Genomic DNA, 19,632 nt, shown 5'->3' on the forward strand with positions numbered 1-19,632 from the left:
CGACAGCCGTGCGCTACACGCACGCAGGCGGCAAGGCATCACGCCGGGTGCGCGCCGACTGGCGGTCGCACACCCGAGAAGCGCCAGCAACTGCCGTGGAGCAACTCGCGGTGATCGCCAGCGCTATTGCACCAGCTTCCAGGTACCGTTGTCGATCCGGACCATCACCCGTGCCCGCTGATCGAAACCGAGATGGTCCTGCGGGCTCATGTTGAACACTCCGTGCGCGCCCGTGAGATTCGTCGTCTTCTCCAGCGCGTGACGCAGCGCCTGGCGAAACCCGGGGGTTCCCGGCTGCGCCTTCTTCAGTGCTTCCGGCACGGCATTGGCCAGCAGCAGGCTGGCATCCCACGCATGCGCGCCGAAAGTCGAGGCCGTTCCCTTGCCGTGCATGGCCTCGTACTTCGTCACATAGTCGAGCGCCACCTTCTTGATCGGGTTGCTGTCGGGCAGCTGGGCTGCCACCAGAACGGGTCCGGCAGGCAGGAAGGTGCCTTCGCAGTCCTTGCCGCAGACGCGCAGAAAGTCTGCATTGGCGACCCCGTGCGTCTGATACATCAGACCCTTGTAGCCCTTTTCCTTGAGCGACTTCTGCGGCAGGGCCGCCGGTGTCCCGGCGCCACCCACCAGGACCGCATCCGGCCTGGCGGCAAGGATCTTCAGTACCTGCCCCGTCACCGACGTATCGGCGCGATTGAAACGCTCGTTGCCGACGATCTGGATCTTGCGCGCCTCGGCAATCTTCGAGAACTCGTTCCACCAGCCCTCGCCGTAGGCGTCGGCGAAGCCGATGTAGGCGACCGTCCTGACCTTGTTGTCGAGCATGTGCTGGACGATCGCAGTGGCCATCTGGGCGTCATTCTGCGGTGTCTTGAAGACCCAGGCGCGCTTGCCGTCCATCGGATCGATGATCCGCGCCCCGGCCGCCATCGAGATCATCGGCGTTTCACCCTCGGCAACGACGTCGATCATCGCCAGCGAGTTGGGGGTGGTCGTGGAACCGATCACCAGATCAACCCTGTTTTCGGCGAGCAGCTTGCGCGTATTCTTTACCGCCGTCGTGGTGTCGGAAGCGTCATCGAGAACGATGTAGTTGAGCTTCTGGCCGGCGATGGTCGTCGGCAGCAGTGCGACGGTATTCTTTTCCGGAATCCCGAGCGAAGCAGCAGGCCCGGTCGCCGACAGCGTCACGCCGACGTTGATTTCGGCCCGTGTGCCGGCAGCGCAAACGATTCCCAGGAACGCCAGCAGACTGGCCTGCAGCAGCTTGATTCTCATGGTTCCTCCCGTGTGGTTGCCCGCATCCCCTGCCGCCAGCGAGCGTGCGCCGGCAAGCGACCATTGTGCGGCCGCGGGCAGCGGGAGACAAGTCTAACGGAAGGTATCATGGGCAAACTTGAGGATGAAGACGCTGACGACGCAGAGGAAGGCCCTCCTGACAAAGGCGCTGCCGTGCCGCAGCGCGAGCTGACTACCGACGAACGAGCCGACGACGTTGCAGGCCGCCATCATCATCGCCAGCAAGGGGAGCAGGTGGCCGTGCGGGACGAAGAAGCCCAGCGCCGCCAGGTTGGTGGCCACGTTGACCACTTTCGCTGCCGCCGACGCGTGCAGGAAATCGAAACCGAAGAAACGGATGAAGAGGAAGATCAGGAAGCTGCCGGTCCCCGGGCCAAAGAAGCCATCATAGAAGCCGATGGCTCCGCCCAGCAGGAGGGCGTAGGCAAACTCGTGCCGCCCCGTGTGTTGCGGTCGGTGAATGCCACCGAAATCGGGGCGCGCGAAGGTGTACCCGGCGGCACCGATCAACATCAGCAGGATCAGCGGCCGCAGCACGGCCGGCGGCAGCCAGGCCACCGCCATGGCACCGAGGTAGGAGCAGGCGAACGCGGCCGCGGCTGCCGGCAGCGTCGTCCGCCAGGGCATCTCGACGCGGCGGGCATAGCGCCAAGCGGCACTGGTCGTGCCGAAGATGCTGGAAAACTTGTTTGTCCCGAACAGGGTCGCCGGCAACTCGCGCGGCAGCGCCTGGAACAGCGCGGGGATCTGGATCAGGCCGCCGCCACCGACAACGGCATCGATGAAGCCGGCAAGCAGGGCTGCCACTGCCAGACCGCCCAGCAGCACCGGGTCGAGTCCGTACATCGTTGTTCAGCGCTGGGCGACGAAGAACAGGCGCTTGAAGGGAAACAGCGTCGTTCCGTCCGGGCTGCGGCGATAGACGACAGCCAGCCGCTCGCGATAGGCGGCGAGGAAACGCTCGGCGGCGGCGCCATCGAGCCGTTCCATGAAAGGCAGCAGCGTCGTCCCCTTCATCCATTCAACGATCGGGTCCTCGCCGCTCAGCACGTGCCAATAGGTCGTTTCCCAAAGCTCCATCTGACGGCAGAGTGGCCGCAGCAGGCGCTCGTAGTCTGTGGGCGGCAGGATGCTGCCCATGCGCACGCTGCCAAGCGCATCGTTCCAGTGCGGCTCGCCAGCGAGCTGGCGCAGGATCTGGTGCGCCGGTTCGCCAAAGTTGGCCGGCATCTGAACCGCCAGGATCCCGCCCGGGCAGAGTTGCCCGACAAGCGTGGGCAGCAGTCCGTGGTGATCCGGCAGCCAGTGCAGAACCGCATTCGAGAACAGCAGGTCGGGACTGAAGCCGGCCCGCCAAGTGGCGACGTCGGCCCGCTGCCAATCGATGTCCGACGGCGTACTGGCGGCGCGCGCGAGCATCGCCGCATCGCTGTCGATGCCGATGATCGCCGCCGCCGGCCAGCGCTCGGCAAGCAAGCGGGTGACGTTGCCGGCACCGCAGCCGAGATCGACGATGCGCCGCGCCTCCGCCTCGCCCAGCCTGGCGAGAAGATCGAGCGCCGGCCGCAACCGGGCATCGGCGAACCTGAGGTACTGCCCGGGATTCCAGCTCATCTGCCAGCCCATCACCTTCGCCGACCACCGGCGCCGAATGCGAACAGAGCGGGATGTTACTCCACCTTGCGCGGGGCTGGTCAGCGCTGATGGCGACCGGGGGCGCACGCTTCCTGATCTTTCCAGCGAGCGACCCGGCCGGAAAAGGCCTTAAACTCACCCTTTCTGTCACCACGAGGGTTGTTCACGATGCGCAAAGGGATCATTCTGGCCGGTGGTTCCGGCACTCGCCTTCACCCCGCCACGCTGGCCATCAGCAAGCAGTTGCTGCCGGTCTTCGACAAGCCGATGATCTACTATCCGCTGAGCACGCTGATGCTGGCGGGAATCCGCGAGATTCTGATCATCTCGACGCCCCAGGATACGCCCCGCTTCGCACAGCTGCTGGGCGATGGCTCACGCTGGGGACTCGATCTCAGCTATGCGGTGCAACACAGCCCGGATGGCCTGCCGCAGGCCTTCATCATCGGTGCCGACTTTCTCGGGCAGGATCCATCGGCGCTGGTTCTTGGCGACAACATCTTTTATGGCCATAGTTTTCAGCAATTGCTTTCCCGGGCAAACGAGCGCCAGGTCGGCAGCACGATCTTCGCGTACCACGTGCATGACCCCCAGCGCTACGGCGTGGCGGAGTTCGACAGCGGAGGCAGGGTGCTGAGCCTGGAGGAGAAACCCCAGGTACCCAAGTCCAACTACGCGGTCACCGGTCTGTATTTCTACGACAATCAGGTGACCGAACTGGCGAGCGGACTCAAGCCATCAGCTCGCGGCGAGCTGGAGATCATCGATCTGACTCGCCTCTACCTGGCGCAGGGGCAGCTTCAGGTCGAGCTGATGGGGCGGGGTTATGCCTGGCTGGACACCGGGACGCACGAAAGCCTGCTTGGGGCGGGGCAGTTCATCGCCACCATCGAGCACCGGCAGGGGCTGAAGGTGGCCTGCCCCGAGGAGATCGCTTTTCGCCATGACTGGATCACCGCCGATCAGCTCGAGGCGCTTGCGCAGCCGCTGACCAAGAGCGGCTACGGTGAGTACTTGCTTGCCCTGCTGCGGGAAAGGCCGCTCTGACGCTGCCTGCCAGTGTCCGGCGGCGGCGCTCGCCGACCGCGCGTCGTTGACGCGGCGGGGCGTTGCGGTCTGAGCTGGAGATGTTCCACGACGTCAGCGGCTGGCAAACGATGACCGGCGAAGGGCGTGGCATGTCGTTCGTCACCGTGGGCAGGAGCCGCTGGAAGCCCTGTCCGTCGACAGCGTCCTGTCGACGGCGTCCTGTTGGCGGCGTCCTTGAAGCGGTCACCCGCTGAAGGTATCATGCGAGACTTTCCGCAAAACGGACCGTTTGGCCTGCGGACAGGGCTACAGCACTCCGAAATACCCGCCATGAAGGAAGCCAGTCGATGTTCAAGAGGATTCAGGGGCGCCGCATCCGCGTCGGTGTGGTCGGATGTGGTCGCATCTCGAGAAATCACTTCGGTTCCATCGAGACGCATGCCAATGACCTCGAGCTGGCTGCCGTCTGCGACAACGACCGCGCCGTTCTTGCAACCCACGTCGAGAAGTACTCCGTCAGGGGCTACGCGCGCATGGACGAGATGTTGCGCCATGAAGCGCTTGACGTTGTCGCGCTGTGCACGCCGAGCGGCCTGCATCCCGACCAGGCCGTCCTGGCTGCCACCCACGGCGTAAACGTCGTTACCGAGAAGCCCATGGCGACTCGCTGGCAGGACGGCGTGCGCATGGTCCGCGCCTGCGACCAAGCCAACGTGCGGCTACTGGTGGTCAAGCAGAACCGTCGCAACTCGACCCTGCAGATGCTCAAACGTGCGTTCGACGAGAAGCGCTTCGGCAAGGTCTATATGGTCAGCATCAACGTGTTCTGGTCACGACCGCAGGAATACTACGATTCCGCCAAGTGGCGCGGCACCTGGGAACTTGACGGCGGCGCCTTCATGAACCAGGCCAGCCACTATGTCGACCTCGTCGACTGGCTGGTTGGCCCGGTCGCCAGCGTCACGGCGATGACGGCCACGCTGGCACGGGACATCCAGGTCGAGGACACCGGCGTTCTCAATATCCGCTGGCGCAGCGGGGCCCTCGGCTCGATGAGCGTCACCATGCTGACCTACCCGAGGAACCTCGAAGGCTCGATCACCATTCTCGGGGAAAAGGGAACCGTCCGTATCGGTGGCGTCGCGGTCAACGACATTCAGGTCTGGGACTTCGCAGATCAGCGTGACTACGATGCCGACATCAAGGCTGCCAACTATGAGACCACGTCGGTTTACGGTTTCGGTCACCCGCTGTACTACCGCAACGTCGTCGACGTCCTGCGCGGCGACGCCGAACCCGAGGTCGATGGGCGTGAAGGCCTCAAGTCGCTTGAAGTTCTGATCGCGGCCTACCTGTCGGCCCGCGACGGGCGCGAGATCGCCTTGCCACTCGAATACTGACCGGTTGATGGACATCGGCATCGTTGGTGGTGGCATCAACGGTCTGTGTTGTGCCTGGCAGCTGCAGCAGCGCGGTCACGCAGTGCGCCTGTACGAGCGCAACCGACTGATGGCGGAGACGAGTTCACGCTCATCCAAACTGCTGCACGGCGGGCTGCGCTATCTCGAGAATCTCGAATTCCGGCTGGTGCGCGAGGCATTGCGCGAGCGCGACGGTTGGCTCGCACGGGTGCCCGGCCTGACCCGGCCGCTGCGGCTGCTGATGCCGATCTACCGCGGCGGTCGTCGTTCACGCTGGCTGATTCGCGCCGGGCTGTTCCTCTACGACGCGCTGGCGGGCAGAAGCGAACTGCCGGCCGCGAGCTGGCGCACGGCCGGACAGATCCTGCAGGCCGATCCGCGACTGCGTCGCGACGGACTGCTCGGCGGCTACAGCTTCTCCGATGGCCAGATGGACGATCGGGCACTGGGCTTGTGGGTCGCCGAGCAGGCGCAGGCAGCGGGTGCCGTGCTGCGCGAGCATTGCGAGGTACGACGGGTGGATCGCAGCGGCCGGCTCGAGTTCGCCGACGGTACGTCGGCTCGCCATGAGCGCCTGATCAACGTCTGTGGGCCCTGGGCCGAGCGCCTGCTCGAGCAGAGCGGAATCGCTTCCCCGTACCGCCTCGATCTCGTGCGGGGCAGTCACCTGGTCCTCGATCTTCCCTGTCCGCAGGCCTACGTGCTCGAGGTTCCTTGCGAGCCGAGAATCGTTTTCGTCCTTCCCTGGCAGGGACGAACGCTGGTCGGCACGACGGAAGTTCGGCAGGCGCTTGACGCCCCGGCAGTCTGCGATCCGAGCGAGCAGGATTACCTGCTGACGGTCATCGGCCATTATTTCCCGTCGGCGAGCGGTCCCGGCCGGGTGCTCGAGGCCTTTGCCGGTGTCCGTCCGCTGCTCCACTCGGCCAGCAATCCGGCGCAGGCGACACGTGAGTACGCCTTGCACCGTGACGGCGCACTGATCAGCGTTTTCGGCGGCAAGTGGACAACCGCTCAGGCGCTCGCGAGAAAGGTTTCCGACCACATTCACTGAATCAGGGAGGATCATGAACGGTTTTACGGCAGATTCGACGGCGATCATCGACAGCGGTGCGGTAGTGGGAGACAATACCCGCATTTGGCAATGGGTACATGTCTGTGCTCAGGCACGCATCGGCAGCGATTGCTCACTGGGTCAGAACGTCTTCATAGGCAACAGGGTGGTCATCGGCAACAACGTCAAGATCCAGAACAACGTTTCGGTCTATGACAACGTGACGCTCGAGGACGATGTCTTCTGCGGGCCGAGCATGGTTTTCACCAACGTCTACAACCCACGCAGCCATGTCTCGCGCAAGCATGAGTACCGCGACACGCTGGTGAGACGGGGCGCCACTCTGGGCGCCAACTGCACCATCGTCTGCGGCGTCACGATCGGCGAGTATGCGTTTGTCGCCGCCGGCGCGGTGGTCAACCGGGACGTACCCGGCTACGCGTTGATGGCGGGCGTTCCCGCGAGACAGATCGGCTGGATCAGCCAGCACGGCGAACGCCTCGATCTGCCTCTCAGTGGCGAAGGCGAGGCGCGTTGCCCGGCGACGGCGGTCCGCTACCTGCTCAGGGATGGGCAGGTCCTTAGCGTGCGAGACGACCATGGCGACCCGGAAGGGGCGTCAGAAGCCCGCCAGCCCGGCCATTGATGCATGCCGCAAGCGACCGCCTGCGGGCGATCGGCGGCAGGCGCCCGCTTCAACCGCAAGTCAGCAGGATACTCATGAGCATTCAATTCATCGACCTCAAGGCGCAATACGCCTCCCTCCGCGACCCGATCCATGAGCGCATGCAGCGGGTACTCGATCACGGCCAGTACATCATGGGCCCGGAAGTCAGGGAACTGGAACAGCGGCTGGAGGGCTACACGGGCAGTTCGCACTGCATCACCGCCGCCTCGGGAACCGAGGCCCTGCTCATCTCGTTGATGGCGCTTGGTGTCGGACCAGGAGATGAAGTGATCACGACGCCGTTCACCTTCGTCGCGACGGCGGAAGTGATCGCCCTGGCAGGTGCGACTCCCGTCTTTGTCGATGTCGAGCCGGACACCTGCAATATGGACGCCAGCCGCCTTGTCGCGGCGATCACGGGAAGAACCCGGGCGATCATGCCGGTGTCGCTCTACGGCCAAGTTGCCGACATGGAGGAGATCCAGTCGATCGCCCGCCGCCACGGCGACATCCCGGTCATCGAGGATGCGGCGCAGAGCTTCGGTGCCACCTACCGCGGAGCGAGGAGCTGCAACCTGTCGACGATCGGTTGTACGAGTTTCTTTCCCAGCAAGCCACTCGGTTGTTATGGTGATGGCGGCGCGATATTCACCAGTGACGATGGTCTCGCCAAGGCGATGCGCGAGATTCGCGTGCACGGTCAGGAACGCCGCTATTTCCACACGCGGGTTGGCGTTGGCGGCCGCATGGACACGCTGCAGTGCGCCATCGTCCTCGCCAAGCTGGAGCAGTTCGATCGGGAGATCGAACAACGCCTGGCGGTCGGAGCGCGCTATCTGGAAATGCTGGGGGATCTGCCCAACGTGCAGCGGCTGAGCGTTCGTCCGGATCGGACCTGCGTCTGGGGCCAGTTCACCGTGCAGGTGGACAGGCGCGAGCACGTTCTCCAACAGCTTGCCGCGGCAGGCATTCCGACCGCCGTCCATTACCCGGTGCCCTTGCACCGGCAGCCCGCATACGCTGCGTCCTGCCGCATCGCCGGGAGCCTGGAACATGCCGATGCGGTGGCGGCGCGCGTTGTCAGTCTGCCGATGCATCCCTACCTCGAGCGGCAGACCCAGGAACAGATCGTTGCCGCGCTGGCGCAGGCAACGGCATGAAGCTGCTGACCGTCGTCGGCGCGCGGCCCCAGTTCATCAAGGCTGCAGCGGTCTCGCGAGCGATACGCGATGACTTTTCCGCGGACATCGACGAGATCCTCGTTCACACGGGCCAGCACTTCGACGAGAACATGTCCCGCGTCTTCTTCGACGAACTGGACATCCCGCAGCCCCGTTACAACCTCGAGATTTCCGGTGGCCAGCACGGTGCCATGACGGGTCGCATGCTTGAGGCGATCGAAGCGGTGCTATTGCGGGAGAAGCCCGACTGGGTACTGATCTACGGCGACACGAACTCGACGCTCGCGGGCGCGCTCGCCGCCGCCAAGCTGCACGTGCCGGTGGCCCACGTCGAGGCAGGCCTGCGCTCGTTCAACATGCGCATGCCGGAAGAGATCAACCGCATTCTTGCCGACCGCGTCTCCAGCCTGCTCTTCTGCCCAACGGAAACGGCGGTCAAGAACCTGCAGGCAGAAGGCATCGCGAAGGGCGTCGTGAACGTCGGCGACGTGATGTACGACGTTGCCCTGTTCTATCGTGACCGGGCCCGGCAGCACAGCGAGGTGTTGCAGCGACTGCGGCTGAAGCCAGGGAATTTCGCCCTCGCCACCTGCCACCGTGCCGAGAACACCGACGATCCGCAACGACTCGGAGGCATCCTGTCGGCGCTGGCTCGGGTCGCGGAGGGGTTGCCGGTGGTCCTGCCGCTCCACCCGCGGACACGCAAGCTTGTCGAGGAACATGATCTGCTGCATCATCTGGATTCGCTCACCCTCACCGAACCTTTGCCCTTTCTCGACATGGTCGCACTCGAACAGGCGGCACGGCTGATCCTGACCGATTCGGGCGGAGTGCAGAAGGAGGCTTTCTTCTACCGTGTTCCCTGCGTCACCATGCGCGACGAGACCGAGTGGGTCGAGACCGTCGAGACTGGCTGGAATCGGCTGGTGGGCGCCTCCTCTCCGGCGATCGTCGCCGCCGTCAGCGAGGTGCTTGCCGGTCGGATCGGGGTTGCGCAGGGCAACCCGTACGGCGACGGCACGGCGGCGAGAGCGATTGTCTCCCGTCTTCTCTGAATGGCGGTCAGTCCACCCATCGGTGTCAACATTTCACTCTTTACAAGGAAAGCATGATGAAGGTCTTTGTCAGCGGAGGGCTTGGACAGATCGGCTCGCACATCATCGAGATGCTGCTCGCCCGGGGCGACCAGGTGGTCACCGTCGACAACCTCGCGACCGGGCGCAGAGAGCACCTCGTCGACCATCCGGCACTGACGATCGTCATCGACTCGGTCGCCAACAAGGCACTGATGGAGCAGTTGATCGGTGATTTCAGGCCGGACGCCATCGTTCATACCGCGGCCTCGTACAAGGACCCGGATGACTGGTACAACGACACCCTCACCAACTGCGTCGGTGGTTCGAACATGGTTGACGCAGCGAGGAAGTTCGGCGTCAGTCGCTTCATCTATTTTCAGACGGCACTCTGCTATGGTCTCAGACCGCTGCAGCAACCGATTCGCCTCGACCATCCGCGCAACCCGGTTGGCAGCAGCTACGCCATCTCGAAGACGACCAATGAGTACTACCTCGAGCTTTCGGGTGTCGATTACGTGACCTTTCGTCTGGCAAATGTCGTCGGTCCGCGCAACGTTGCCGGTCCGCTGCCGATCTTCTACCAGCGCCTCAAGGATGGCAAGCAGTGCTTCGTCACCAGGGCGCGTCGGGATTTCGTCTTCGTCAAGGATCTCGCGCGCGTCGTCCTCAAGGCCGTCGACGGAACGGGACACGGTGCCTACCATTTCTCGTCGGGCAAAGACGTGGCCATCCAGGAACTCTATGATGCGGTAGTCACTGCCCTCGATGTTCCGGGCAGACCGCAGGCCGAGGTCAAGGAACTCGGGCCGGACGACGTCTTCTCGATCCTCCTCGACCCCAGCCGCACCTTTCAGGATTTTGGCGAGATCGCCTTCACGCCGCTGCAGGAAACGGTCGGCGCGGCCATGGACTACTATCGTCAGCACGGCACTCTGGGTGAGTACACCCACCTGCGCCTGCAAGAGAAGCACTAGAAGAGGCCTGGCATGCGTATCCTGATTACGGGCGGCGCTGGCTGCCTCGGATCCAATCTCATCGAACATTGGTTGCCGAAGGGCCACGAGATTCTCGTCATCGACAACTTTGCCACCGGCAAGCGTGAAGTCGTCCCCGCGGTTCCCGGACTGACCGTCAGGGAGGGCAGCATTGCCGATGCGTCCCTCGTCGATGAATGCTTCTCCCTCTTCCGGCCCGAGGTCGTCATCCACGCTGCGGCTGCCTACAAGGATCCCGATGACTGGCTCGAGGACTCGACCACCAACGTCATCGGCAGCATCGTCGTCGCCAGGGCAGCGCAGACCTGCAAGGTCAGGCGCCTCGTCAATTTCCAGACGGCCCTCTGCTACGGCCAACCGCAACAGCTACCGATCCCGGTGAGTCACCCGACGGCGCCGTTCACCAGTTACGGGATCACCAAGACGGCAGGTGAACAGTTCCTCCTGCTTTCCGGCGTGCCCACCCTGTCGCTGCGCATCGCCAATGTCACGGGGCCGCGGCTCGCCATCGGGCCGATACCGACTTTTTACAAGCGTCTGCACGCCGGCCAAAGCTGCTTCTGCTCTGCGACCGCACGCGACTTTCTCGACATGGCCGACTTTCTTGCCTTCATGGACCTGGCAATCGCAGGGGATGCGCCAACCGGCGTCTTCAACCTGTCCACTGGCGAAGCGCACTCGATCAAGGAGATTTTCGATCTGGTCGCCGAACACCTTGGCCTCGGCGTCATCGAGGTGCCCGTGGTGCCGCCGGCAGGAGACGATGTGCCGGTCGTTTCACTCGATCCCAGCGCGGCGATCGAGGCGTTCGGGTGGCGGGCAAAGGTCGGTTTCGCCGAGACGATCCGGCGCCAGTTGGTGTGGTACGACCGGTACGGCGTCAGCGACGTCTTTTCGCATCTCAAGGCCACCGGACAGGGCCAGTGAAAGAGGTTCATCATGACGAGTAGTGAAGGCTTCAGAGGTTCCCGGGTGCTGGTCGTCGGCGGCGCCGGTTTTGTCGGCAGCAACCTCGTGCATCAGATCCTGGACCAGGACCCCGCCGAGATCATCGTCGTCGACAACCTCCTGTCGGCGGACGTTGCCAACATCCCGGCCGATGCGCGCGTGCGCTTCGTCTTCGGTTCGATCACCGAAGACCGCATTCTGGCCGGGCTCGATGAGGATCTGGACTACGTTTTCCACCTCGCCTGTTATCACGGCAACCAGTCTTCGATTGCCGACCCGTTTGCTGACCACGACAACAACACCTATACCTCGCTCAAGCTCTTCGACCGCCTCAAGGACATCAAGGGACTGCAGACGGTCGTTTACGCGGCGGCGGCCTGTGCTGTCGCGGAGAAGACCTACGACGCCCCGACGGCAACGACCGAGGATCAGCCGGTCACCCTTTACCACGACAGCCCCTACTCGATCTCGAAGATCATCGGCGAACTGTACGGCAACTACTACTTCCAGCGTTACGGGCTGCCCTTGGTCAAGGCCCGCTTCTCGAACGTCTACGGGCCGCGCGAGATTCTCGGAGCCGGGCAGTGGCGTGGTACGGTGCACACCGTCTGGCGCAATGTCACGCCGACGTTCATCTGGCGCGCCCTGCACGGGGAAGCGCTGCCGCTCGACAACGGCGGCAACGCCAGTCGCGATTTCATTTTCGTCGAGGATATGGCGCGTGGCCTGATGGCCTGTGCGCAGCATGGATGCGCAGGCGGTGTCTATAACCTTGCCACCGGCTGCGAGACGAGCATCCTGGATCTGGCAACGATCATCAACGAGTACACCGGCAACACGACGCCGCTCGACCTGCGCCCTGCACGCGACTGGGATCGCTCCGGGAAGCGATTCGCCTCCACCGAAAAGGCGGCCCGCGAGTTGGGCTTCAGCGCGCAGGTCGACATCCGCGATGGGCTGCGTCGCACAGTCGAATGGACCAAGGCCAATCGCGAAGTGATCGAGCGCAGCGTTGCCAAGCACGACAAGTTGATGACGCAGGCGGGCGCATGACATCCTGCGCGACCCCCCGTTCTGCCGGACCGAACAGCAGGACCCCTGTGGCGAGGCAGGCACGCGCGAGCAGGCAACCGAGCAGGCTGGACGCGCTGTGGATTGGTCGTACATTTCCCGACGACAGGACCTGACGAGAGAAGGTCCATGACCTGTTGCGCGCCGTTGGGCTAGAAGAACTGGAAACCGAAAGATGAACGCGTTGGACAATGCGAGAGTGTTGCTGATTGGCGGCGCCGGCTTCATCGGCAGTCATGTCGTTGGAGAACTGCTCAAGACAGATGTCGGCGAAGTACTGATCTACGACAACTTCGCGCGCGGCAAGCGAAACTATCTCGCGCCTCATCTTCCGGATCCGAGGTGTCGTCTCTACCAGAACGGGGCGGACATCCGCGAGGTCGATCTGCTTGACGACGCCATGCGTGGTTGTGACTACGTCATTCATTTGGCGGCGATGTGGCTCCTGCACTGCAAGGACTTTCCACGCACCGCCTTCCACGTCAACATCGAGGGCACCTTCAACGTCCTCGAGGCATGCGTCAGAAATGGGGTGAAGCGCTTGGTCTACTCGTCGTCCGCATCCGTATACGGAGATGCGGTGGAGGTGCCAATGACGGAGGCTCATCCGTTCCTGAACCGGAATTTCTATGGCGCTTCCAAGATTGCAGGCGAGGCCATGTGTCGGGCCTTCCACGATCGCTACGGGCTTTCCTATGTCGGGCTGCGCTACATGAACGTTTATGGACCCCACCAGGATCAGACGGCTGCCTACACCGGCGTCATCCCGATCATGCTGAACAAGATCGACGCCAATGAAGCGCCGGTGATCAACGGTGATGGCTCGCAGGCCTACGATTTCATCGACGTCGAGGATGTGGCCCGGTGCAACGTGCTGGCCCTGCAAGCCGAGGTCAACGACCAGTTCTACAATGTGGGCTCCGGCGTGCAGACCAGCATCAAGGAACTGTGCGACCTCATCCTGGAACTGAAGCGCTCCAGTCTGCAGGTCACCTACAAACCCTACACTGCCGATGACGCGCGCCGGTTGGTGCAGAATCGCATCGGTTGTCCGGCGAAAGCCGAGGCCGATCTCGGCTTCAGGTACCGCTACGGGTTGCGTGAAGGACTCGAAAAGCTCATCGCCTGGCGGGAAGCCAACAAGGGCAGTTACTGATGGTTGCGCGATCGATCGCAATTTCCCTTCCTTGTACCGGTGACGAGGAGTGGGAAGCGACACGTGAGCCTCTGCTGACCGGCTGGCTGACGCAGGGGCCGAAGGTCGCTGCTTTCGAACGGGCGTTTGCCGCGCGGCACGCGGTTGCACACGGTCTGGCGACCACCAGTTGCACTACCGGGCTCCATCTCATCCTGGCGGCCATTGGCATCGGGCCCGGCGATGAAGTGATTGTCCCGGCGTTTACCTGGGTGGCGACCGCCAACGTGGTTGTTCACTGTGGGGCAACGCCGGTATTCGCCGATGTGGATCGCCGGACCAACAACCTCGATGTCGGCGATGTCGTGCAACGGGTCACCCCGCGAACAAAGGCGGTGATTGCGGTTCACCTCTTCGGGCTGTGTGCCGACATCGATCGCCTGCGCGCCGCATTACCCGCGCATGTCCCGATCATCGAAGATGCAGCCTGTGCGGCCGGTGCCAGTTACAAGGGCCAGCCCGCAGGCTCACTCGGGCTGGCCGCGGCATTCTCCTTTCATCCGCGGAAGTCGATCACTACCGGCGAGGGTGGGATGGTGACCACCAACGATGCGTCGCTGGCGGCGACCGCCAACATGCTGCGAAACCACGGCGCGAGCATCTCCGAAGAACAGCGCCACATGGGTCCGCGCCCCTATCTTCTGCCCGAGTTCAACCTGCTCGGCTACAACTACCGGATGACCGACCTGCAGGGGGCGGTGGGACTGGTGCAGTTGGCAAAACTCGATCGTTTCATCGCTGAGCGGGCCGTTTGGGCCGCCTACTACAGCCGTTCGCTCGCCGATCTCGAGTGGTTGCTGCCGCCAGCGATACCGGCGGACGGTCAGCATGCCTGGCAGGCTTACGTTCTTTACGTCGATCCCGACAGAGCACCGGCACCGCGCAACGAGATCATGGAGCGCTTGCAGGCGCTTGGAATCTCCACGCGACCCGGTACGCACGCCGTGCATATGCTCGGCTACTACGCCAGCCGCTATGGTCTGAGCCCCGAAGACTTCCCGGCAGCTCGCGACTGCAACGACCAGACGATGGCGATTCCCCTCCACAACCGCATGACGGAAGCAGATTACGCGCATGTCGTCGAGTCGCTGCATCGGATCGCCTGAGCAATGTGCGGCATCGCCGGCCTCGTTAACCTGGACGGTCGCCCGGTCTCCCCTGCCATCCTGAAACGCATGACCGATGCCATCGTGCATCGAGGGCCTGACGGCGAAGGGCAATGGGCCGAAGGTTGCGTCGGATTCGGACACCGTCGGCTGGCAATCATCGATCTTTCGGCCGCGGCACATCAGCCAATGCTCTCCGCGGACCATCGTTACGTCATTGCCTACAACGGCGAGATATACAACTACCGGGAACTGCGCGCCGAGCTCGAGGCGGAGGGTTTTCGCTTTCGTTCGCAGTCGGATACCGAGGTCCTCCTGAATGCGCTGGCCGCTTGGGGACCAAGGGCCTTCGCCAGCCTCAACGGCATGTTCGCTTTCGCGTTGTGGGACCGGCATGAACGAAGGCTCATGCTGGCACGCGACCGCTATGGGGTGAAGCCTCTGTACTATGCGCTGGTCGGAAACACCCTGGCGTTCGCATCTGAGCAGAAGGCCATCATCGCCCAGCCCGGGTTTTCCCGGCAACTCGACAAGGAGGCCTTGTTCGAGTACTTCACCTTCCAGAACATCTTCACCAACAAGACCTTGCTGCAGGACGTCAGCTTGTGTCCGGGAGGACACTACGCATTGCTGGACTTGGGCAGCCCGGCTCCCGAACTGAACTTCATTCAGTACTGGGACTTCGATTTCCGCGAACCATCGGGCAAGGTGGACAAGGTGGCTTACGAGGCCGAACTGGATCGCCTCTTCCGGCAGGCGGTCAATCGCCAACTGGTGACGGATGTGGAACTCGGCAGTTACCTGAGCGGCGGCATGGACTCGGGATCAATCACTGCAGTTGCAGCCCAGTCCTACCCGTACATGAAGACTTTCACCTGCGGGTTCGACCTCAATTCGGCGTCCGGTCTCGAACTCGGGTTCGACGAGCGCAGCAAGGCCGAGTACATGTCGTATTGCTTCAAGACCGAGCACTACGAAATGGTATTGAAGGCCGGCGACATGGAGCGTGTGTTGCCCAAGCTCGCTTGGCATCTTGAAGAGCCGCGTGTCGGGCAGAGCTACCCGAACTACTATGCTGCCCAGTTGGCGTCCAAGTTCGTCAGGGTCGTCCTCTCGGGGGCGGGTGGCGACGAGCTCTTTGGTGGTTATCCCTGGCGTTACTACCGCGCCGTGGTCAATGATGATTTCGACCGATACATCGACAAGTACTATCAGTTCTGGCAGCGGTTGATGCCGAATCAGAGGCTTCGCGAGGTCTTCTCGCCGATCTGGGGCGAGGTGAGACACGTCTGGACACGTGATATCTTTCGCGACGTCTTCAAGCATCATTCCGACCGCCTCTATTCTCCCGCGGATTACATCAACCACTCGCTGTATTTCGAAGCCAAGACCTTCCTGCACGGGTTGCTGGTCGTGGAAGACAAACTCAGCATGGCGCACGGCCTTGAGAGTCGCGTACCGTTTCTCGACAACGAGCTGGTGGACTTTGCCATGCGCTGTCCCGTTTCACTGAAGCTCAACAACCTCTCTGAAGTCGTGCGCATGAACGAAAACGAGCCTGGAGCCAAGTCTTCGAAGTATTTCGAACGCACCCGCGATGGCAAGCAGATTCTCAGGGACGTGATGGCCAGGCACATTCCTCACTCCATCACCGGCGGCCTGAAACAGGGTTTCTCCGGCCCGGACGCCAGTTGGTTCAAGGGCGAAAGCATCGAGTTCGTCAAACGCAGCCTGCTGGACAGGAACGCCCGCATTTACGAGGTCCTCAATCGCAAGGCATTGCTGCCGCTGGTCGAACAGCACATGCGGGGCGAGGAAAATCAGCGTTTGTTGATCTGGTCGCTACTCAACGTCGAAGCATGGATGAAGGCCTACCTGTGATCGGGATCCTTTCGGACGCGCATGGTAACACGGCTGCCTTTCGTACAGCCATCGGCCATCTCAGAGACCTTGGCGCGCAAGTCTTCTACTTCCTTGGCGACGCCATTGGATATCTTCCCACCGTCGGGGTGATCAGCGAACTGCAGGAAATGGGGAAAACGGTCACATGCCTTCTCGGCAACCACGAGAGCATGCTGCTGAACGGCGACACGGATCTGCAGCGCGAACCGGCATACCAGCATCAGCGCATCCGGGATCTCTTGACCAGAGAACAGAGAGCATTCATTCAGTCCTGGCCGACTCACTGTCGGCACTCCCATGGCGGAACGGACCTGCTGTTTGTACACGGGAGCCCGGCGGATTTCACGAATGAGTATCTATACCCCGACACTGATCTCAGCCGCTTCGTGGTCGGAGAAAGCTTTGTCTTCATGGGCCATAGTCATTACCCGTTCATTCGCGACAGCGGCGGCACGACTTTTGTCAACGTGGGCAGCTGTGGTCTGCCGCGGGATGATGGGCGCTATGGGTCGTTTGCGACCTTCGATCCGGCAATCCGAAAAGCCTGCCTGTACCGCTTCGAGATTGGCGGATCGCTTGCTTTCCTGCCAGAGAGTTCGCGGAATCTGTTACACTCCTCCGTTGTCCGTCTGTTTGCTCGGCGGGCGCCCTCACTGGTCGGCACGCTCATGCAAACCCGGACGGACAGCAAGCAATGATAAGGGTTCTGGTTACGGCAATGGGCGGCGGTGGTCACGGTGAGCAGATCCTCAAAGCCCTGCGGACTGCAGAAAAGGGACGCTATTGGATCGCCGGGGCCGATGCCAATCCCGCGTGTCCACAGTTCGACATGGTGGACCAGCGGGCGGTGCTGCCGCTGGCCAATTCCCCTGCCTACATGGACGAGCTTTTCGCCCTGATTTCACGGTATCGGATCCAGGCGCTGTTTCATGGCTGTGAACCCGAATTGAGGCTCTTTGCCAAGCACCGGCAGGAGATCGAAGCGCTGGGCGTATTTCTCCCGGTCAATCCGACGCCCGTGATTGACCTCTGCATGGACAAGGAGAAGACGAACAGGCGCCTGCTGGAACTCGGGTTTGAGGCTCCCCGCTTCGCCGTCGTCGAAGGCGATGCGGACTTGGCATCGATCGATTGGTTTCCCGTAGTCGTCAAGCCGTCGCTGGGAGGTGGCGGTTCGGCCAACGTCTATATCGCGCAAAACCCGTGCGAGCTCGCAGGTCTCGCCAAGTACCTCAACCTCGGTGCCAATGACATCAAGTTCTTCCTACAGGAGTACGTCGGCACTCCCGATGCCGAATACACGGTCGGCGTACTCCATGACATGGATGGACAGTACATAAATTCAATCGCGGTGAAGCGAATGTTGTCCGGGCAGCTCAGCATTCGCACCAGCGTTGCCAACACGACAGGTAGGAGAGAGCTCGGACCGCGTTTGGTCATCAGCTCCGGAATCAGCCAGGGCGAGATCGACAGATTCCCGGAAGTTGCCGAAACGTGCCAGGCCATCGCGAAGGCGATTGGTGCCAAAGGCCCGGTCAACATTCAGTGTCGCGTGGTCAACCGCGTGGTTCAGGTCTTCGAGATCAACCCCAGGTTTTCCGGAACAACGTCGCTGCGCGCGATGGTTGGATACAACGAGCCGGACGTCCTGGTGCGCAAGCATCTGCTCCATGAGACGGTACCTGTTGGCTTCCCCTATGGCAAGGGCCTCATCCTCAGAAACCTGACGGAGCATTATTATGGCTAGGTCGGCGCCGAACCCGATCAGCAGGAACGCTTGTCCTGCCTGCGGATCGTCCGAGGTGGTCCAGATTCCAGGCGGCAGTGTGCTGCCCGCCATCCTTTTTCCGGTGGAAAGCGATCGTGCAGGCGATGTCCCGGCGCGAGCGGTCCGGGCCGCGGCCTGTTGCGAGTGCCAGCACGTGTTCCTGACGGATCTCGACCCCGAGTTTTCCGAGAACCTGTACGCCACTTACTACAATCTGTACCCTTTCAAGGCTCTCGAGACCTTGAATGCCTTTTATCGTGAGCCGTTCAACAGGCTGTTGCCGGTCTTCTGTCCGCCTGGAAACCTCAGTCTGCTGGAGATAGGCTGTGATGAGGTGGAGCAGATGCGCTGCTTCCTCGACCAGGGATATCGCTGCACGGCCATCAATCCGGGAGCACGGGAATGCGGCGATGTTCGCTTCATCGATGGCTACTATGGTTCAACTCCGGTCTCAGGAGATTTCGATCGCATCATCTCGCGCTTCAATCTGGAGCACATCGTCGACATCGATGGTTTTTTTGAGCAACTGCACCGCAACCTCAAGGCTGATGGCATCGCGATCGTGCAGGTGCCGAACGCCGAGCACTTTCTGCACCTGGGTGTGTTGAACATGTTTGCGCACGAGCACCCGCACTATTTCTGTCGCAAGTCGCTGGCGGCGATGATCTTCCGCTGCGGCTTCGAAGTACGGTTTCTGAATGGGGCTACCGAGCCAAGCCTGATATGTGCATTTGGCCGCCGAACTGGCGGTTCCTACGACCCCAGTGCGAGAATTGGCGGCCTGAGGCAGGTGGTCTCTGAGGTCTGTGCTTTCATCGGTCGCAGCGACGGTGGAGTCGTTCTCTATGGTGCCGGGTTGTCCGCGTCGGCGCTGCTCTACTGTTCAGACTTCCAAGTCAACTGGTACGACCGGATTGCGATTGTTGACGATAACCCGGTGATCCAGGGGCGCCTGATGCCGAATACCCCGCTGACAATCGGTCGCCCGGACGATCAGGCTTTCGAAAACGGCAAGTCAATAATACTCACGCTGAGTCAGCAGTACCACCCGGCAGTGATTGGCAGGCTGCGGGCCCGAGGCGTGGCAGCGGACATCTACGCGATATCCAGCGGTGGTTTCAAGGCGGTTGTGAGCGATTGTTGAAGGCCGGTTCCAGTCTGGGCAGACGGATGACTTTGCCGGCAGGTTGTGGTCGGACATCGTGCGATATGAGCGAGGCACAGGTATGCGGCTGCCGGCTTACCAATCCGATGGCGAGTGAACTCGAGGGCCGACGTGGTTCCT

Annotated in this window: 18 protein-coding genes; 15 read left to right on the forward strand and 3 right to left on the reverse strand. The window is 62.3% G+C overall.

Annotated elements, in window-relative coordinates; all coding sequences use genetic code 11:
* Positions 1–123: 123 nt before the first annotated feature.
* From HT579_02970 to HT579_02980, 3 genes are all read right to left on the reverse strand, one after another.
* Entirely contained in the window at positions 124–1,278 is a 1,155-nt protein-coding gene (locus HT579_02970; GenBank protein QKS28004.1) for an ABC transporter substrate-binding protein, read from the reverse strand.
* Positions 1,279–1,371: 93 nt separating this feature from the next.
* Positions 1,372–2,145, reverse strand: a complete 774-nt coding sequence (locus HT579_02975) for a TSUP family transporter (GenBank protein ID QKS28005.1) — start codon at positions 2,143–2,145, stop codon at positions 1,372–1,374.
* 6 nt (positions 2,146–2,151) lie between these two features.
* A complete protein-coding gene (locus tag HT579_02980; GenBank protein ID QKS28006.1) occupies positions 2,152–2,913 on the reverse strand; it encodes a methyltransferase domain-containing protein in 762 nt (253 codons plus the stop codon).
* 189 nt (positions 2,914–3,102) lie between these two features.
* Here HT579_02980 and rfbA point away from each other — a divergent pair, with 189 nt between their 5' ends.
* The 15 genes from rfbA (at position 3,103) to HT579_03055 (ending at position 19,491) form a co-directional block, all read left to right on the forward strand.
* Positions 3,103–3,981 carry a glucose-1-phosphate thymidylyltransferase RfbA gene (rfbA, locus tag HT579_02985; protein QKS28007.1) on the forward strand — a complete coding sequence of 293 codons (879 nt, stop codon included), beginning with the start codon at positions 3,103–3,105 and terminating at the stop codon, positions 3,979–3,981.
* A gap of 329 nt (positions 3,982–4,310) precedes the next feature.
* Positions 4,311–5,363 (forward strand): Gfo/Idh/MocA family oxidoreductase, encoded by a 1,053-nt coding sequence (locus HT579_02990; protein QKS28008.1) that lies wholly within the window; start codon positions 4,311–4,313, stop codon positions 5,361–5,363.
* A 7-nt stretch (positions 5,364–5,370) separates the two neighbouring features.
* The gene (locus tag HT579_02995) at positions 5,371–6,438 is read left to right on the forward strand and encodes an FAD-dependent oxidoreductase (GenBank protein ID QKS28009.1); all 1,068 of its coding nucleotides are present in this window, start codon (positions 5,371–5,373) and stop codon (positions 6,436–6,438) included.
* 13 nt (positions 6,439–6,451) lie between these two features.
* Positions 6,452–7,084: an N-acetyltransferase gene (locus HT579_03000; GenBank protein ID QKS28010.1), complete on the forward strand. Its 633-nt coding sequence runs from the start codon at positions 6,452–6,454 to the stop codon at positions 7,082–7,084.
* An 80-nt stretch (positions 7,085–7,164) separates the two neighbouring features.
* Entirely contained in the window at positions 7,165–8,265 is a 1,101-nt protein-coding gene (locus HT579_03005; protein ID QKS31464.1) for a DegT/DnrJ/EryC1/StrS family aminotransferase, read from the forward strand.
* Entirely contained in the window at positions 8,262–9,341 is a 1,080-nt protein-coding gene (gene wecB, locus HT579_03010) for a UDP-N-acetylglucosamine 2-epimerase (non-hydrolyzing) (GenBank protein QKS28011.1), read from the forward strand. Before HT579_03005 ends, wecB begins: the two co-directional genes overlap by 4 nt.
* 53 nt (positions 9,342–9,394) lie before the next feature.
* Complete coding sequence (locus tag HT579_03015; protein ID QKS28012.1) at positions 9,395–10,336, forward strand: NAD-dependent epimerase/dehydratase family protein; 942 nt, start codon at positions 9,395–9,397, stop codon at positions 10,334–10,336.
* Between the two features lie 12 nt (positions 10,337–10,348).
* Positions 10,349–11,284, forward strand: coding sequence for an NAD-dependent epimerase/dehydratase family protein (locus HT579_03020; GenBank protein ID QKS28013.1), 936 nt, complete (start codon positions 10,349–10,351; stop codon positions 11,282–11,284).
* A 12-nt stretch (positions 11,285–11,296) separates the two neighbouring features.
* Positions 11,297–12,358, forward strand: a complete 1,062-nt coding sequence (locus HT579_03025; GenBank protein ID QKS28014.1) for an NAD-dependent epimerase/dehydratase family protein — start codon at positions 11,297–11,299, stop codon at positions 12,356–12,358.
* A gap of 193 nt (positions 12,359–12,551) precedes the next feature.
* Positions 12,552–13,532: an NAD-dependent epimerase/dehydratase family protein gene (locus tag HT579_03030; protein QKS28015.1), complete on the forward strand. Its 981-nt coding sequence runs from the start codon at positions 12,552–12,554 to the stop codon at positions 13,530–13,532.
* On the forward strand, positions 13,532–14,677 hold the full coding sequence (locus HT579_03035; GenBank protein ID QKS28016.1) for a DegT/DnrJ/EryC1/StrS family aminotransferase: 1,146 nt from the start codon (positions 13,532–13,534) through the stop codon (positions 14,675–14,677). The genes HT579_03030 and HT579_03035 overlap by 1 nt, the downstream gene beginning before the upstream one ends.
* A 3-nt stretch (positions 14,678–14,680) precedes the next feature.
* Positions 14,681–16,558, forward strand: a complete 1,878-nt coding sequence (asnB, locus tag HT579_03040; protein ID QKS28017.1) for an asparagine synthase (glutamine-hydrolyzing) — start codon at positions 14,681–14,683, stop codon at positions 16,556–16,558.
* Positions 16,537–17,277: a metallophosphoesterase family protein gene (locus tag HT579_03045; protein ID QKS28018.1), complete on the forward strand. Its 741-nt coding sequence runs from the start codon at positions 16,537–16,539 to the stop codon at positions 17,275–17,277. The genes asnB and HT579_03045 overlap by 22 nt, the downstream gene beginning before the upstream one ends.
* The gene (locus HT579_03050; GenBank protein QKS28019.1) at positions 17,274–18,326 is read left to right on the forward strand and encodes an ATP-grasp domain-containing protein; all 1,053 of its coding nucleotides are present in this window, start codon (positions 17,274–17,276) and stop codon (positions 18,324–18,326) included. Before HT579_03045 ends, HT579_03050 begins: the two co-directional genes overlap by 4 nt.
* A 55-nt stretch (positions 18,327–18,381) precedes the next feature.
* Positions 18,382–19,491 (forward strand): class I SAM-dependent methyltransferase, encoded by a 1,110-nt coding sequence (locus HT579_03055; GenBank protein ID QKS28020.1) that lies wholly within the window; start codon positions 18,382–18,384, stop codon positions 19,489–19,491.
* The last annotated feature ends 141 nt before the right edge of the window (positions 19,492–19,632 follow it).

This window comes from Candidatus Accumulibacter similis (genome assembly GCA_013347225.1).
Lineage (GTDB): Bacteria > Pseudomonadota > Gammaproteobacteria > Burkholderiales > Rhodocyclaceae > Accumulibacter > Accumulibacter similis.

What these genes read in the sequence shown, in the direction of transcription:
- HT579_02970 (QKS28004.1), bottom strand. Translation starts at nt 1,278, where the DNA reads ATGAGAATCAAGCTGCTGCAGGCCAGTCTGCTGGCGTTCCTGGGAATC.
- HT579_02975 (QKS28005.1), bottom strand. Translation starts at nt 2,145, where the DNA reads ATGTACGGACTCGACCCGGTGCTGCTGGGCGGTCTGGCAGTGGCAGCC.
- HT579_02980 (QKS28006.1), bottom strand. Translation starts at nt 2,913, where the DNA reads ATGAGCTGGAATCCCGGGCAGTACCTCAGGTTCGCCGATGCCCGGTTG.
- rfbA (QKS28007.1), top strand. Translation starts at nt 3,103, where the DNA reads ATGCGCAAAGGGATCATTCTGGCCGGTGGTTCCGGCACTCGCCTTCAC.
- HT579_02990 (QKS28008.1), top strand. Translation starts at nt 4,311, where the DNA reads ATGTTCAAGAGGATTCAGGGGCGCCGCATCCGCGTCGGTGTGGTCGGA.
- HT579_02995 (QKS28009.1), top strand. Translation starts at nt 5,371, where the DNA reads ATGGACATCGGCATCGTTGGTGGTGGCATCAACGGTCTGTGTTGTGCC.
- HT579_03000 (QKS28010.1), top strand. Translation starts at nt 6,452, where the DNA reads ATGAACGGTTTTACGGCAGATTCGACGGCGATCATCGACAGCGGTGCG.
- wecB (QKS28011.1), top strand. Translation starts at nt 8,262, where the DNA reads ATGAAGCTGCTGACCGTCGTCGGCGCGCGGCCCCAGTTCATCAAGGCT.
- HT579_03015 (QKS28012.1), top strand. Translation starts at nt 9,395, where the DNA reads ATGATGAAGGTCTTTGTCAGCGGAGGGCTTGGACAGATCGGCTCGCAC.
- HT579_03020 (QKS28013.1), top strand. Translation starts at nt 10,349, where the DNA reads ATGCGTATCCTGATTACGGGCGGCGCTGGCTGCCTCGGATCCAATCTC.
- HT579_03025 (QKS28014.1), top strand. Translation starts at nt 11,297, where the DNA reads ATGACGAGTAGTGAAGGCTTCAGAGGTTCCCGGGTGCTGGTCGTCGGC.
- HT579_03030 (QKS28015.1), top strand. Translation starts at nt 12,552, where the DNA reads ATGAACGCGTTGGACAATGCGAGAGTGTTGCTGATTGGCGGCGCCGGC.
- HT579_03035 (QKS28016.1), top strand. Translation starts at nt 13,532, where the DNA reads ATGGTTGCGCGATCGATCGCAATTTCCCTTCCTTGTACCGGTGACGAG.
- asnB (QKS28017.1), top strand. Translation starts at nt 14,681, where the DNA reads ATGTGCGGCATCGCCGGCCTCGTTAACCTGGACGGTCGCCCGGTCTCC.
- HT579_03045 (QKS28018.1), top strand. Translation starts at nt 16,537, where the DNA reads ATGGATGAAGGCCTACCTGTGATCGGGATCCTTTCGGACGCGCATGGT.
- HT579_03050 (QKS28019.1), top strand. Translation starts at nt 17,274, where the DNA reads ATGATAAGGGTTCTGGTTACGGCAATGGGCGGCGGTGGTCACGGTGAG.